The sequence below is a fragment of the Iodidimonas muriae genome (assembly GCF_014647255.1).
Lineage (GTDB): Bacteria > Pseudomonadota > Alphaproteobacteria > Sphingomonadales > Rhodothalassiaceae > Iodidimonas > Iodidimonas muriae.
This window is the reverse complement of record NZ_BMOV01000006.1, coordinates 40645-55542: the sequence shown is the minus strand read 5'-3', so window position 1 is coordinate 55542 and position 14898 is coordinate 40645. Positions and strand designations below refer to the sequence as shown.

Below are 14898 nucleotides of genomic sequence, written 5' to 3'. Positions count from 1 at the left end.
CTATCTGCAATCCGCCCCTTGATCCGCTGGGGCGAGATCATCCAAAAGCTTCAATGCGGCATCGGCAATCACCGTACCGGGGCCGAAAATGGCCTTGGCCCCGGCGGCTTTCAGTTCATCATAATCCTGTGGCGGCACCACGCCCCCCACCACGATCATGATATCCTCGCGCCCCAAATCCTGAAGCGCTTTTCGCAAGGCCGGCACAAGGCTTAAATGCCCCGCTGCCAGCGAGCTTGCGCCGACGATATGCACATCATTTTCCACGGCCTGACGGGCAGCTTCCTTCGGTGTCTGGAACAACGGGCCGATATCCACATCAAAGCCCAGATCGGCAAAGGCCGTGGCAATCACCTTTTGGCCGCGATCATGGCCATCCTGACCCATTTTGGCGATCAAAATACGCGGCCTGCGCCCTTCGCGTGCTTCAAAGGCTTCAACCTTTTCATGCACTTTGGACAATATCTCGCTGTTTTTACCCACTTCGCTTTTATACACCCCTTCAATGGCCCTGATCTGCGCTTTATGGCGTCCGAATTCCTTTTCCAAAGCCAGCGAGATTTCCCCCACCGTAGCCTTGGCCCGTGCGGCATTCACCGCCAGTTCCAAAAGATTTCCAGAACCAGAGTGCGCCGCATGGGTAAGAGCTGCAAGCGCTTCATTCACCCCGTCCTCGCTTCGTTCGGCCCGCAATTTTTGCAGTTTTTCGATCTGGCCACGGCGCACGGCGGCATTGTCCACCTTCAGAACATCCACCTCTTCGGTTTCATCCAAAGGATATTTATTGACGCCGATCACCGCTTGGCGGCCTCCGTCGATCCGCGCCTGTGTGCGCGCGGCAGCCTCTTCGATCCGCATTTTGGGAATACCCGCTTCAATGGCCTTGGCCATGCCGCCTTCGGCTTCCACTTCTTCAATATGGGCCAGCGCTTTGGCCGCCAGATCATGGGTCAGCTTTTCCACATAATAGCTGCCGCCCCACGGATCGATGCTGCGGGTAATGCCGGATTCATGGGCGATCACAAGCTGGGTATTCCGGGCAATACGTGCGGAAAAATCCGTGGGAAGGGCCAAGGCTTCATCAAAGCTGTTGGTATGCAAAGACTGGGTATGGCCCATGGTGGCGGCCATTGCCTCGATACACGTGCGGGTCACATTATTATAAACATCTTGCGCCGTAAGCGACCAGCCGGAGGTTTGGCAATGGGTGCGTAAGGAAAGGGATTTCGGGTTTTTGGGCTGGAAATTGTCGCGGATCAGCTTGGCCCATAGCAACCGGGCGGCCCGCATTTTGGCCACTTCCATAAAGAAGTTCATGCCAATGGCCCAAAAGAACGACAAGCGCGGCGCAAAGCGGTCGATCTCCAGCCCGGCCTTGATCCCGGCGCGGGCATAATCAATGCCATCGGCCAGCGTATAGGCCAGTTCCAGATCCGCCGTCGCACCAGCTTCCTGCATATGATAGCCGCTGATGGAAATGGAATTGAAGCGCGGCATATGCTGGGACGTATAGGCGAAAATATCGGAGATAATCCGCATGGAAGGGGCCGGCGGATAGATATAGGTGTTGCGGACCATGAATTCTTTGAGAATATCGTTTTGAATGGTGCCGGAAAGCTGTTCAGGCGACACGCCTTGTTCCTCACCCGCCACGATATACAGCGCCAAAATAGGTAGCACCGCACCATTCATGGTCATGGACACGCTCATTTTATCAAGCGGGATTCCATCGAATAATTGCCGCATATCATAGATGGAATCGATAGCAACACCGGCCATGCCCACATCCGCCGCCACCCGTTCATCATCACTGTCATAGCCGCGATGGGTGGGCAGATCGAACGCCACCGAAAGCCCTTTTTGCCCGGCCGCCAGATTGCGCCGGTAAAAGGCATTGGACTCTTCTGCTGTAGAAAACCCCGCATATTGACGGATGGTCCAGGGGCGTTCCACATACATGGACGGATAAGGCCCGCGCAAAAAAGGCGCAAAACCCGGCTTGCCATCTATAAAATCCAGTCCGGCCACATCGCTTTGGCTATAAAGCGGCGGCACATCAATGCCTTCGGGCGTCGTCCAATGGGCCTTGTTTACCGGCTTGCCAGTGGTTTGGGCAAAGGCCTTGTCCCATGCGGCACGGTTGGCAGCCTTGCTATCGCTTTTGAAGCCAATTTTTGTGAAATCGGGAATATGGCTCATTGGCCTGCTCCTTGTGCTGCATCTGCCCGATCATGGGCCGCGCCTAATAATGCAACGATATCAACGCCCATATGGAGAAAACCCTCCACGCCCGCATCGCGCCATGCGCTTTCCTGATCGCCCCCTTTTCCTGCCAGCATCAGATGCGGTGCCCCCGCCGCTTTCAGCGTCTTGGCGATGTCCATACCATGGTCGGCATAATCCTTATCCGCACCGCAGAGCACCACCTCTGATGCGCCAAGGGATTGCCACTGACCGGCAATGCACCCGGCATCAAAGCCGCCCTCGCCAATCACCACATCAAAGCCACCGGTTTCAAACACATGCCGCGTCCATGTGGCCCGTGCGGTAAAATCGGCCACACGGCCCACAGTTGCCAAAAACACCTTTGGGCGCACCGCATGGGCATCGGCCCGATCGCGCAGCGCTTCAAAATCCTGCCCCAGCCGATACCGTGGCAAAGGCGGAAGCATTGCGGCATTGGCGGCAATGTCCACGCCTTTCAGGGACTCTTTTGCCAAGGCGGCCCGATCTACGCTTTCCACCGCCACTGCCATTTCATGGATATTGGGAAATTCCGACACGCCAATCAGCGGAACACGCCGGGTTGCCACATCTTTTTGCAGCTTCGACCAGCTTTTTTCCAACATGGCGGCGATTTTACCATCCATCAAAGCGGCTTCCATCCCGCCATGCGCTTCAATGGACTGGAAAATATCCCATGCCTTTTCCGCCAACTGATTGCTTTGGGCTTCCATGGTAAAAGACCCCCCTGCCGGATCCATCACCCGCCCCAAATGGCTTTCTTCAGCCAAAATGATCTGCACATTGCGGGCGATCCTGCGGGCAAAATCATCTGCTATGCCGATGGCATCCGTATGGGGGGCAATCATGAGGGCATCCGCCCCACCAATAGACGCGCCGAAACAGGCCATCGTGGCCCGCAGCACATTCACCATGGGATCGCGCCGGCTCATCATGCGCGGTGCCGTTTGCGCGTCCAAAGCCATAACCGGCTGCGCGACCCCGCACGCCATAAGCACGCGGCTCCAAAGGCACCGCATGGCGCGGAATTTGGCAATGGTCAAGGTGACATCCGTATCCGCCATCAAGCGAAAACGGATCTGCCTGGCCGCATCGTCCAAAGCCAACCCCGCCTGTTCCGATGCCCGCAAATATGCAAGTCCGGTGGCTAAGGCGATAGCCAGTTCCTGCGCCTCGGTCGCGCCCGCGGAATGGGCCGCTTCACTGGATACAGAAAGCGCTGTCATCTTGGGAAAACGGTCATGGCATTGGGCCGCCAGAGCCCCGGCTTCGCGCAAGGCATCAGGCAAAGACGACAATAATGATCCCTCCGCTGCCAAAGCCCCCAAAGGGTCCACGCCGAAATGGCCAGATATCGCATTGAAAGCCAAGCCGCGCTTGTCCCAAAGCGCCATCAGCAGCGCTGCCGCCGGAATACCGAAACGGCCTGCCTCCAGATGCAGGGGCGCAATGGCAAGATCCATATCCAGAAGCGCCTGATCCAAATCCTTTAGATCATGGATGGCCACGCCCTTTTGTGCCGTCGGGTCGATCACCAGCGTGATCCCGCTTGCCCCCCGTTCCAGATCTTTCAAAATTTGCGAATTGGCACGCTTTGGATCGGGGTGATCATGGCGCTGATGCACCTGCCAGCCCCGCCCATCCACCGTCATCCCGCGGACAAAAGGCGAAAAACCGGGAAAGCCGGCGGCATCGGGGGCCGGAGATAAATCCGCACTGGTATAAAGAGGCTTGATGCGAAAGCCATCCGGCGCATCAGACATCATGGCACGATCGAATGACCGGCCTTTCAAACCGCTTTCAACCAGCGTTTTCCAGTCTTCATAGCTGGGGGCATCAAACCCTGCGGCTAGATTGAGCGTGCTATCAGGCATTCCGGACCCCTTGGATCAGTAAAACATCAGGAGGGATTTAGGCCCTATTCCGGGGCCAAGGCAAGGGTCAAGACAAGTCACAACACCACAAGCCTTTGTGTTTGCTATCTTTGTTAAATCAGGCTGGAAATCAGGCGGGCCGCTGTCAGGATCAAAAACCCGCCAAACAACACCGATAAAGTCCGCCGTTTCATTTTATGGGCCAGCTTTGCGCCAAAAGGGGCCACAAACACCGCAATGGGCGCCACAAGCAACACCGCAGGGACATTCACAAACCCCAGCATCATGGGCAGATTGGTTTCCACCGACCAGCCACTCAGCATAAATCCTATGGCCCCCACAATGCTGACAAGCGATCCCACCAGCGCCGCCGTGCCCAAGGCCCGATGCACCGGCATACCGAAAAGTGTCAGATAAGGCACCGTAAAGGTGGAGCCGCCAATACCCATCAAGCTGGCCAGTCCACCGATCAACACCGGCGCAATGGTGCCAAGACTTCCGCGCGGCACATCCCCGCCAATGCGGTATTGATCAAGAGGAAGCAGCATCTTCACGGCCATCAAAAGCGCAAATCCGGCAAAGACGATCATCAAGACCTCGCTCGACAAAAACCGCGCCAAAATAGCCCCCATAACAGCACCAATAGCCACCGCGGGCACCCAAAGCCGTGCCAGTTTTTTATCGACCGAGCCAAGACGGGTATGGGCACGGGCAGAAGATAAAGTGGTGGGCGCAATGATCGCCAAGGACGTGGCCACCGCCATATGCATGCGCCAATCCTGAGCGGCATCTTGCCAAACGAATATCTGAAACAGCACCGGCGTCATGATGATCCCGCCGCCAATGCCCAACAACCCCGCCAATAAGCCCGCAATGGCTGCCGCCGCCGCCAACATGGCAATCATACTCAACAAATCAGTGCTTAATTCCGGCATAAACCACCATCTAAAGGACAGGACATCATATAAATCCGCCCCTGCTTAGCACGCCACGCGCCCTTTGCCAGCCAGCACGCCCCTTCTTCCATCCGATAATGGCCCGTATGGACAAGAAATTCTCGTTCATCCGGCATAATCAATTTGCTTGAACACCGATCCACCTGACCAACATTGCCTCCTATCCATGCTAAACCTAATCCCCTGCCCCGACATCCTATTTTGCCCCCTTCCCTGAACATGCGGAGACTTCAAAATGAAAGCTGTTGCCCTTACCCATTATTTGCCGATTAAAAACCCCTCAGCCTTACTTGATGTGGACCTTCCCCGCCCCACGCCTGATGGCCATGACCTTCTGGTTTCTGTGAAGGCTATCTCCGTAAATCCGGTGGATACCAAAATACGCGCTCCCAAAGACATCATCGAAAAAACACCCCGCGTTCTTGGCTGGGATGCCAGCGGAATTGTCGACGCCGTCGGCCCGGATGCGTCCTTGTTCAAGCCCGGTGACGCGGTTTATTATGCGGGCGACATCACCCGGTCCGGCTCCAATGCGGAATTCCAGTTGATCGACGAACGCATTGTGGGTGCGAAGCCAAAAAGCCTCGGCTTTGCCGAAGCCGCAGCCCTGCCTTTGACCACGCTCACCGCCTATGAAGCGCTTTTCGACAGGCTGCGCATCGACCGTGACGGCGCAGACAAAGGCCAGTCGATCCTTATCATCGGCGCTGGCGGCGGTGTTGGCTCTATCGGCATCCAACTGGCGAAAGCCGCCGGTCTTGTTGTGATTGCCACGGCCTCGCGACCGGAAACCGAGAGCTGGGTTCGGGAATTGGGGGCCGATCATGTGGTCAACCACCGCAAACCCATGGTGGAACAGGTGCGCGCTTTAGGCTTTCAGCATATGGACCATATCGCCATATTCAACGACATGCGCCATTGGGAGACGGCGGTGGAACTGATCCGCCCGCAAGGCGGGATTGTTTCCATCGATGATACCGATCTGCCAATGCCCATGGATGGCATGAAGATGAAGGCCGCCAGCCTGCATTGGGAGTTCATGTTCGCCCGCGCCATGCACCAAACGCCAGACATGATCGAGCAGCATAATCTGCTGAATTATGTTGCAGATGAAATCGATGCCGGACATATCCGCACCACGCTCGACACGGTATTTTCTCCCATCAATGCCGAAAATATCCGCGCTGCCCATGCGTTGATCGAAACAGGCAAGGCAAAGGGAAAAATCGTCGTGGAAGGCTGGTAAGGCCAAGCATCCCTCGTGCCAATCAATCCAGAAGACCGGCAGGGCTGCACCGAAAGGATTTCGTCCCATAAAAAGCCGATGGCTAAAGGGCCTCGGCCTCGGCCTTCAAGGATTTGATCTGGGCGCGTAATTTGGTGAGATGCGGAGCTTCGGCATCCAAAATCGCCAAAAACAGGCGCTTTTTCGATTCCAAAACATTGAAATCCCCGGATTGAACTGCTTCCGGTGCGGCACTGGCCAGAATATCCACCAGCCGTTCCGCACCGGTCAAGCGCCCCCACAGATAATCATTTTCACGGAATTGCCGCGAAAAAAACGCACCGAAATTGCCCAGTTCCACGCCTTTCAAAATCTCCCGCGAGCTGCCTTTGCGTAAGGTATTGGCATCATTAACGGAAATACGGTCCACCTTGATTTCATCCAGTTCGTCCAAGGTTTTCCACTGGGCCATGGGAAAGATCAAAACGTCATAATAGGCAAAGCCCAGATAGGCGATGACAATCTCGCGCCATAAGGTTTTATCGGGGCAATGTTCCCCCGCATGGGCCAGCAATTGATCCACACCGATATCGGCATCCACCAGCCCCATTTGCAAGGCCATGCTTTCCAGAAGCTCTTCGATGGCCTCCTCTTTTATCCGGTCAGGGCAACGGGGCCATGTTGCGCGGTTGCGAAGATCGTCGATCTGCTGATACAGGCTGGATTTCAAGCTGTTCAGCCATGCCCGCGCCAAGCGGATGCCTCCCTTGCTGTCGGCAGTCAGCTCGCCATAAAGTTCGTTTATGCGGCGGATCACAAAGCGCAAGCGCCGCACCCGATAGCGTATATCAAAGCGGCGCAGAAAATGAATCCACGCCACCCCTTCGTTGCGCACAGCCTGTTCGGAAGCATTGCCCACGGGGCGAACACCCACACGCCACGCCCAGGCATCCACCACAGCTTCCGATTCCAACCGATCCCGCAAGCGCGCGCATTGTTGTAACCTTCCTGCCACATCGGACAGCACTGACAAAACCTTGATCCGCGCATAGCCATCATAGGTATAAGAAGCATCACGAGCGGCACATTCATTGGCCGTACCGCGCCATGTGATAAGGCTGCCAACATCAGGTGCCGCATCCAGCCGATCGCCCATCAATTCGGTAATCATGCGCATCACCGTGGGGCGAACGGCTTGAATAACCTGTCTTTGGGTCCGCACATGGCTGTTGAAATCCGCGAGAAATTCCAGATCGTCACGGATCGGTTGATTGCGCGGGATATCGGACATCGCCCCTTTGACGGTTTTGAAAAAGCCCGGCACCTCGCGTTCTGAGCTGCGCCTCACCTCCGGGTTCGGCTCGATATACACCAGCCTGCGATCCACTTCGCGGTGGGCCGCTTTGCTTTGCACCGCTTCGATGGCCAGGGAAATGGGCTTGTTCATCAACACACTGCCGTCAATGAAGGCGGCCTCTTCGGGATCTTCTCCCGCATCGATAAGAGCGGCAAAATTTTCGCTCACAAAAGCCGGCCGGCCTTTCCAATCCACCTTGCGCCGCGCCACCACGTCATCCATTTCCGCCAATCGCGCCGGAGGAAAAGCACCGGGGAAACAACTTGTGGCGCGGGCCGCAAAAGCCAAAGAGGCCTGATCGTCATCACCCAACTGGCTTTTGATGCTGCCATCCACCTTTTGCACATAGGAAAATTGCAGGATATGCCGGTGTTCCCGCTCATCAATAATGGGCGGATCATGCAATAAAATGGCTTCCCTATGCCCCCAAAAATCGGTGGCTGTCACCAGCAGATCAAGCACTTGCCCTTTTGGCAACAACGAAGACGGATTGTTGCCGACTTTCCCCATCTTTGTCACCGCATCCAGCATCATTTCGCTCATGCGGGTTCCGGAAAACGGCGGCTCAAACCATTTGGAGCGGGTAAACAAAGACAGTTTTTCCAGAACTTCGCGGTTCCGGCTTAAATCGCCCAAAGCTTCTTCCCGGTTTTTGTGCCATTGGGTCAGGCCCCAGAAAAACCAGCGCATATAGGGTTTCGACCACAGCTTGGCGCGGCCCTTTGGCTCCAGCAATTCCGAGACATCCGCAAGATTGAGCCATAAATCCCGATGTTCATCCAAAGAAAGGTCATATGCCAAAGCGCGGGCCAGCATTACCGCATTGATCCCGCCAGCCGAAGCCCCGGCCAGCACATCCACCACCACGCGCAAATCCACCTGCTCTCTTATGTGGCACAGCATATCGAAATAGATGCGCTCGCTATCCACTTCTTCGGATTCTTTTGCGCCGGTTTCTTCATAGCTGCACGCCGTGCCGTCAGATCGCATGGAAGCATCCTGACAAGCCCGCGACGCCCGCACCAGTTTCAGGATTTCCTTGGTGATGCCGTGCATATAAACGGCCAAAGACACACCGCCATAACATACCAGCGCCAACCGCAATTCCCGTTCCCGGTGTGCTCCGCCATTGGTTTTAGCCTGCGGATCGTCCATGCTTGCCGTGTTTTCTGTGCGTTGGTCCATTTCATCCGATGATTGTTATGGTTGCCCCGGCATTTGCTATGCTAACCCTTCTGAAAGTTGGTTCATAGAGCCACAATTCAAACATACGGGCATACGGATATATCAATGGCACAACATGTCGTGATCATCGGCGCGGGTCAGGCGGGCTGTCAGGTCGCTTCAAGCCTTGCCAATGGCGGATTTGAAGGGACGATCACCCTGCTTGGATCGGAACGCACACCGCCTTATGAACGCCCCCCTTTATCCAAAGGATATTTGCTGGGGGCCGTTTCAAAAGACCAGCTTTTGCTACGCGCCGAACAATTTTATGCGCAAAAGCAGATTGATTTGAAAACAGGCATAACCGCCACCCATATTGATCCCGACAGCAAAACCGTCAAAACATCAGATAACGCACGTCATCCCTATGACCATCTGGTACTGGCAACGGGGGCGCGGGTCAAAACCCTTGCCTGCCCCGGTGCAGACCTGCAAGGCATTCACAGCCTGCGCAGTCTGGAGGACAGCATCCACCTGCGCACAGCCCTTGAACATATGCAGCGGCTTGTCATTGTCGGTGGCGGCTATATCGGGCTAGAGGTGGCCTCCGCTGCCCGGCGGATGGGCAAAGATGTCTGCGTTTTAGAACAGGCTCCCCGCCTGATGCCGCGCACGGCTTCGGCCCCGATCGCGGATTTTTTTCGCCGCAGACATGAAAAAGAAGGGGTGGACATCCTTACCCGATCGGCGCTTGTTTCCATCGAAGGGGCCAATGGGCGTCTCGGGGCCGTAACACTGGCCGATGGACGCAGCATAAAGGCCGATCTATTGCTGGTGGGTATCGGGGTGGAACCGGAAACCGCCCTTGTCCAAGACATTGGCCTTCAAACCGATCACGGTATCCTTGTGAACGCTTATGGCGAAACATCCGCCAAAGGCATTTATGCGGCGGGCGATTGCACGCGCTTTCACCACCCTTTGGCCTTGGAAGCCATCCGGCTGGAATCGGTACAAAATGCCATCGATCAAGCAAAGGCTGTGGCCAGTGCAATCCTTGGCAGCCCGAAGGCCTATGATGCCGTGCCGTGGTTTTGGTCCGACCAATATGATCTGAAGCTGCAAAGCGCCGGACTGTTTGCCCCCGGCGATGAAGCAATCCCCCGCACAGCCAAGGATGGCACAGCCATCAGTGTTGTGCATCTGCGCAATGGCCAGCTTGTGGCGGTGGAAGCCATCAACCGCATGAAGGATTTTGTGCAGGCAAAAAGGCTGATTGCATCAGGCGCCCGACCAAATAAAGAAGCGCTGGCCGATCCTGACATCCCGCTCAAAGAATGCATCACCAATTGAAACGGCGACAAGGTCTTTCAAAACCCTGCCGCCGTTCTGTTTCTTGACCGCCCTATTTCGCAGATACGGGGGCGGATATGGGACGTTTTAAAAGCCGATGCGCCATCCAGTCGGCTGCCTTTCGGGTGGTGACATAAAACACCGGCGTGAACAACAAGCCAAAGCCCGTCACCCCCAGCATCCCAAAAAACACCGCCGTTCCAAGAGATTGGCGCATTTCAAAGCCTGCCCCGCTTGCGATCACCAAAGGCAGAACCCCAAGAATGAAGGCAAAAGAGGTCATGATGATGGGCCGCAAGCGCAAATGCGCGGCTTCCACTGCGGCATCCTCAGCCGACATGCCCTTGTCCTGCGCCTGTTTGGCGAATTCAACGATCAGGATGGCATTCTTGGCGGCCAGACCAATCAGCACGATAAAGCCGATCTGAACCAGAATATTCACATCCATTCCGCGCATCAAAACACCCGATACGGCCGATAAAAGCGACATGGGAACGATCAGGATCACCGCCAAAGGCAGGGTCACGCTTTCATATTGCGCAGCCAGCAAAATGAACACGAACACAACAGCCAAAGAGAAGGCGATGGCCGCTGTATTGCCCGCCAGCTTTTGCTGAAGCGCCAGTTCCGTCCATTCAAAGCTGAAATCTTCACCCAGCTTTTCCGAAGCCAGCCGCTCCATGGCATCAAGCGCTTCACCGGTCGAATAACCAGCGGTCACATCCCCCTGCACCGCCGCTGCCGGATAAAGATTATAGCGCGCCACACGGTATGGCCCGATGCGATCTTCAAAGGTGGCAACCGACCCGATGGGGGTCATATTGCCATCTGCATTGCGCACCCGCAGCCGTGCAATATCTTCCGGCGTTTTCCGGAAAGGCGCATCGGCTTGCGCCGTCACCCGATAAGAACGGCCAAACAGGGTAAAGTCGTTCACATAGCTTGAGCCCATATAAACAGCCAAAGTATCCAGCACATCTTCCACGGGAATACCAAGTTGTTCGGCCTTGATGCGGTCGATATCCGCATAAATCTCTGGCGAAGCCGTATTGAATACCGTGAAAACGGATTCCGTAGGTGCCAGTTGATTGGCCGGACCGGCAACGGACCATGTGGCCCCTTCCAGGGCCGGATATCCAGCGCCAGACCGGTCTTGCACATACATCTTGAAGCCGCCGGAATTGCCAATGCCGCGTACCGGTGGCGGCGGAATGACCAGAATACGCGCCTCACGCCATTGCCCGAAGGTTTGGCGCAGATCGGAAAGGGTCATATCAAGCGTGCGCCCACGATCCATTCTGTCCCCGATATTCTTCAAGGGCAGGAACACGGTTCCCGAATTGGATGCGGTGGTAAAGGTTGCCCCGTCAAGCCCGGCAAAGGCTGCGGCATGGGCCACATCGGGATGATCCAGCGCCGTTGCTACAACCCGTTGAAGCATCTCTTCCGTACGCTTTAAAGATGTACCCGCAGGCATTTGCACAACGGTAATCAGATAGGATTGGTCCGAGGCAGGAATAAAGCCCGTCGGAGCCCGCCCGAACTGCACCCCCGTCAAAGCCATAAGGCCCACATAAACCGTCAAGACAAGAATGCTCATGCGGATCAGCTTTCCGGTCAGGGCAGAATAGCCGTGGGATACCCGATCGAAAAACCGCTCGAACCGGGAAAAGAACCCGTTTATCGGGCGCTGCCACCACCGTATGCTATGATCTTCCTTGCTGTGCTGTTTTAGCAAGATTGCCGATAAAGCAGGCGACAAGGTAAGCGATACGCCCGCAGAAATGATCGTCGCGCTGGCAATGGTGATGGCAAACTGGCGATAGAATTCACCGGAAATGCCCGTCAGGAATGCCGTTGGGATAAACACGGCCGACAGCACAAGCGCGATGGCAATCAAGGCCCCACCCACTTCATCAATGGTTTTGTGCGCGGCGTCCCGTGCCGACATCCCTTCCTTCATATTGCGTTCGACATTTTCCACCACAACAATGGCATCATCCACCACGATCCCGATGGACAGAACCAATCCGAACAAGGACAAATTGTTGAGCGAAAAGCCAAAGGCCTGCATCATTGCAAAGGTCCCGATCAGCGAGATCGGAATGGCCACGATGGGAATGATGGCGGCGCGCACGCTTTGCAAAAACACAAACACCACAAGTGCGACCAAAATTACCGCTTCAAAAATGGTTTCCTGAACCTTTTCAACGGATTTCGCCACATATTGCGTGGGGTTGAACACCACATCATAGGATAAACCTTCGGGGAAACGCTTGGACATGGTCGCCACCGTTTCCAGAATGGTCTCCGCCGTTTCCAAAGCATTGGCACCGGGCTCTTGATTGAACAGCAAAGCCAGGGCCGGCTTGCCATCCAAAGAAGCATTGGTGGCATAATCCTGTGCACCCAGCTCCAAACGGGCCACATCCTTAAGCCGCACAAGGGCGCCGGTGGGGCTGGATTTCAACACCACATCACCAAATTCATCTGCTGTGCGCAACCGCCCTTGCGTTTGTACCGAAATTTCAAACGCACCGGGATTATCCATGGGCTGTTGGCCCAAGGTGCCACTGGCAACCTCAAGATTCTGGCCCCGAAGTGCGGCAACAATATCCCCTGCATTCAGGTCAAAACGCGCCGCCCGGTCAGGGTCGATCCACACACGCATGGCATATTCGCGCAGACCAAAAGCCTGCACCTGCCCCACCCCATTGAGACGCTGCAATTCATCGCGCATCTGCAAGCGGTAATAGTTGGAGATATAAAGCTGGTTGCGGCTTTGATCGGGGGAATAAAGATGCACCACCATCAGCGCATCGGGATTGGATTTGACGGTGCTCACGCCAAGCTGGCGCACCTCCGCCGGCAGGCGCGGCTCAGCCAAAGCAACACGGTTTTGCACCAAAACCTGCGCAATATCGAGATCCGTACCCTGATTGAACACCACCTGAATGGTTGCCGTGCCCGCATTGGTGGATTGCGAACTGATATACAGCATATTTTCGACGCCATTGATTTCTTCTTCAATGACGGATGCCACCGTTTCCGACACCGTTTGAGCCGAAGCACCGGGGAAGCTTGCCGTAACCTGAATGGTGGGCGGCGCCACATCGGGATATTGCGCAACCGGCAAATTCAGATAGGCGATCAGCCCCACCAATATGGTGAGCACCCAAATTGCGCTGGCAAAAATTGGGCGGTTAATAAAGAAATGTGCAAATCTCACCGATCAGCCCCTTTCATCAACAGGCGTCGGTGCTTCAAAGGCCTGCACGATCTGTGGATCGACCTGATGAAGATCAGGGCGCACTTTCATGCCCGAATTCACGAACTGCACGCCTTGGGTCACGATACGGTCTTGCGAAGTCACACCGGCACGCACAACGCGCCAATCCCCCATCAAGGGGCCCAGAACCACGCGCTTTTGCACAATCGTGTCATTGGCATCCACCGCCCAGACATATTTCGATCCCTGATCGCTTTGAATGGCGCTATCGGTAATCAAAAGGGTTTCATGGCTGTCTAAAGCGGCAAGGCGCACCCGCCCGAACATTTGCGGCAAAAGAAGCCCTTGGGGATTATCCAAAGTGGCGCGTACGCGCATGGTGCCGGTGGACCGGTCCAACTGGTTGTCCACAAAGCTCAAGCGGCCTTCATGGGCAAAGTCATCTTCATCCATCAAGCGCACCTGAACCGGGATCACCTGATCGGGGCCGCGTTCAGCCATCATCCGCGCATAATCCAGATAATCCGCTTCAGAGATGGTAAACTCGAAATAGATGGGATCTTCCGAGACCAGCGTGGTGAGGATCGTTTGATCCCCCGTCACCAAATTGCCCAAAGACACCCGTTCATCGCTCACCCGACCGGTAATGGGGGCCCGGATGGATGTGTAGTCCAGATTGATCTGGGCCGATAACAAAGAGGCTTGCGCCGCCGCCACTTGTGCACGGGCCACATCTTCATCGCGCTTGCGGCGATCCAAAACCTCACGGCTCAGGGCGGCTGTTTTCACCAATTCCTCACCACGTTCTACATCGCGTGTGGCATTGGCAAGGGTCGCCTTGGCCGAGGCCAGATCTGCCTTCGCCCGATCAAGCGCCGCTTCAAAAGGCCGGGGATCAACACGAAACAACAGGTCGCCTTTTTCCACCCGCGCCCCGTCTTCAAACGCGATCTCTGTCAGATAGCCCGAAACACGCGCCCGGATTTCCACGGAGTCGATGGCTTCAAACCGGCCCGTATATTCATCCCACTCCACCAGATCACGCACCGCCGGATGACTGACCGTTACGGCAAGCGCAGGTTGCTCCGCCCCGTTCTGGGCCTGTGCCACGGCGCTTTCAGAATGCCAGCCCTTATAAAACACGCCACCCAGCGCCAAAAAGGCAATGGCAGAAACAGCAATCATCGGAAAACGACGACGCTTATGCGAACGAAGGCGCGACAAAGGCTCAGTCGGATTAAAAGACATTCTTTCCTCTTTAATATACAGGCCAAGACCGCCCGACGACCTTGATGGCGGGCAATATTGGAATTCGGAGCATGGCAAAGCGCATGGCCCTCTTTTTAAGAGCCCACTATCTGGCGTCTTTTGCGTCGCAACATTAGACCGCGACAGCTTGTTACATTCAAAACATAAATTTTCGAATGGGCCTCATACCCCAATCCCAAGGAAAACAGGGCCAAGGACATTCACAGCCACGCGATTACAGACACCATTTC

General features: G+C 55.6%; 8 protein-coding genes. 2 read left to right on the top strand and 6 right to left on the bottom strand.

All coding sequences use genetic code 11. The features are described 5' to 3' along the window. The 3 genes from scpA to IEX96_RS09205 all read right to left on the bottom strand — a co-directional run bounded on the left by scpA (window position 1) and on the right by IEX96_RS09205 (window position 5023). Window positions 1-2199, bottom strand: coding sequence for a methylmalonyl-CoA mutase (gene scpA / locus IEX96_RS09215; RefSeq protein ID WP_150005166.1), 2199 nt, complete (start codon window positions 2197-2199; stop codon window positions 1-3). After that, complete coding sequence (locus IEX96_RS09210) at window positions 2196-4118, bottom strand: methylmalonyl-CoA mutase family protein (protein ID WP_150005167.1); 1923 nt, start codon at window positions 4116-4118, stop codon at window positions 2196-2198. Before IEX96_RS09210 ends, scpA begins: the two co-directional genes overlap by 4 nt. 113 nt (window positions 4119-4231) lie before the next feature. Then, on the bottom strand, window positions 4232-5023 hold the full coding sequence (locus IEX96_RS09205; protein ID WP_229773657.1) for a sulfite exporter TauE/SafE family protein: 792 nt from the start codon (window positions 5021-5023) through the stop codon (window positions 4232-4234). A 286-nt stretch (window positions 5024-5309) separates the two neighbouring features. On the opposite strand from IEX96_RS09205, the gene IEX96_RS09200 reads away from it, so the two are divergent. Then, window positions 5310-6320 (top strand): zinc-binding alcohol dehydrogenase family protein, encoded by a 1011-nt coding sequence (locus IEX96_RS09200; protein ID WP_188873819.1) that lies wholly within the window; start codon window positions 5310-5312, stop codon window positions 6318-6320. Window positions 6321-6402: 82 nt separating this feature from the next. On the opposite strand, the gene IEX96_RS09195 is transcribed toward IEX96_RS09200, so the two are convergent. Beyond that, on the bottom strand, window positions 6403-8841 hold the full coding sequence (locus IEX96_RS09195) for a patatin-like protein (RefSeq protein WP_188873818.1): 2439 nt from the start codon (window positions 8839-8841) through the stop codon (window positions 6403-6405). A 105-nt stretch (window positions 8842-8946) separates the two neighbouring features. Between IEX96_RS09195 and IEX96_RS09190 the strand changes: the two genes are divergently transcribed. After that, window positions 8947-10170, top strand: coding sequence for an NAD(P)/FAD-dependent oxidoreductase (locus tag IEX96_RS09190; RefSeq protein ID WP_150005171.1), 1224 nt, complete (start codon window positions 8947-8949; stop codon window positions 10168-10170). A gap of 52 nt (window positions 10171-10222) precedes the next feature. On the opposite strand, the gene IEX96_RS09185 is transcribed toward IEX96_RS09190, so the two are convergent. Further along, window positions 10223-13399, bottom strand: coding sequence for an efflux RND transporter permease subunit (locus IEX96_RS09185; protein ID WP_150005172.1), 3177 nt, complete (start codon window positions 13397-13399; stop codon window positions 10223-10225). Window positions 13400-13402: 3 nt separating this feature from the next. Then, on the bottom strand, window positions 13403-14647 hold the full coding sequence (locus tag IEX96_RS09180; RefSeq protein ID WP_150005173.1) for an efflux RND transporter periplasmic adaptor subunit: 1245 nt from the start codon (window positions 14645-14647) through the stop codon (window positions 13403-13405). Between the last annotated feature and the right edge of the window lie 251 nt (window positions 14648-14898).

Bases quoted from the DNA above. Each gene is read 5' to 3' on its own strand.
- IEX96_RS09200 (WP_188873819.1), top strand. From the start codon at position 5,310: ATGAAAGCTGTTGCCCTTACCCATTATTTGCCGATTAAAAACCCCTCA.
- IEX96_RS09190 (WP_150005171.1), top strand. From the start codon at position 8,947: ATGGCACAACATGTCGTGATCATCGGCGCGGGTCAGGCGGGCTGTCAG.
- IEX96_RS09195 (WP_188873818.1), bottom strand. From the start codon at position 8,841: ATGGACCAACGCACAGAAAACACGGCAAGCATGGACGATCCGCAGGCT.
- IEX96_RS09210 (WP_150005167.1), bottom strand. From the start codon at position 4,118: ATGCCTGATAGCACGCTCAATCTAGCCGCAGGGTTTGATGCCCCCAGC.
- IEX96_RS09180 (WP_150005173.1), bottom strand. From the start codon at position 14,647: ATGTCTTTTAATCCGACTGAGCCTTTGTCGCGCCTTCGTTCGCATAAG.
- scpA (WP_150005166.1), bottom strand. From the start codon at position 2,199: ATGAGCCATATTCCCGATTTCACAAAAATTGGCTTCAAAAGCGATAGC.
- IEX96_RS09205 (WP_229773657.1), bottom strand. From the start codon at position 5,023: ATGATTGCCATGTTGGCGGCGGCGGCAGCCATTGCGGGCTTATTGGCG.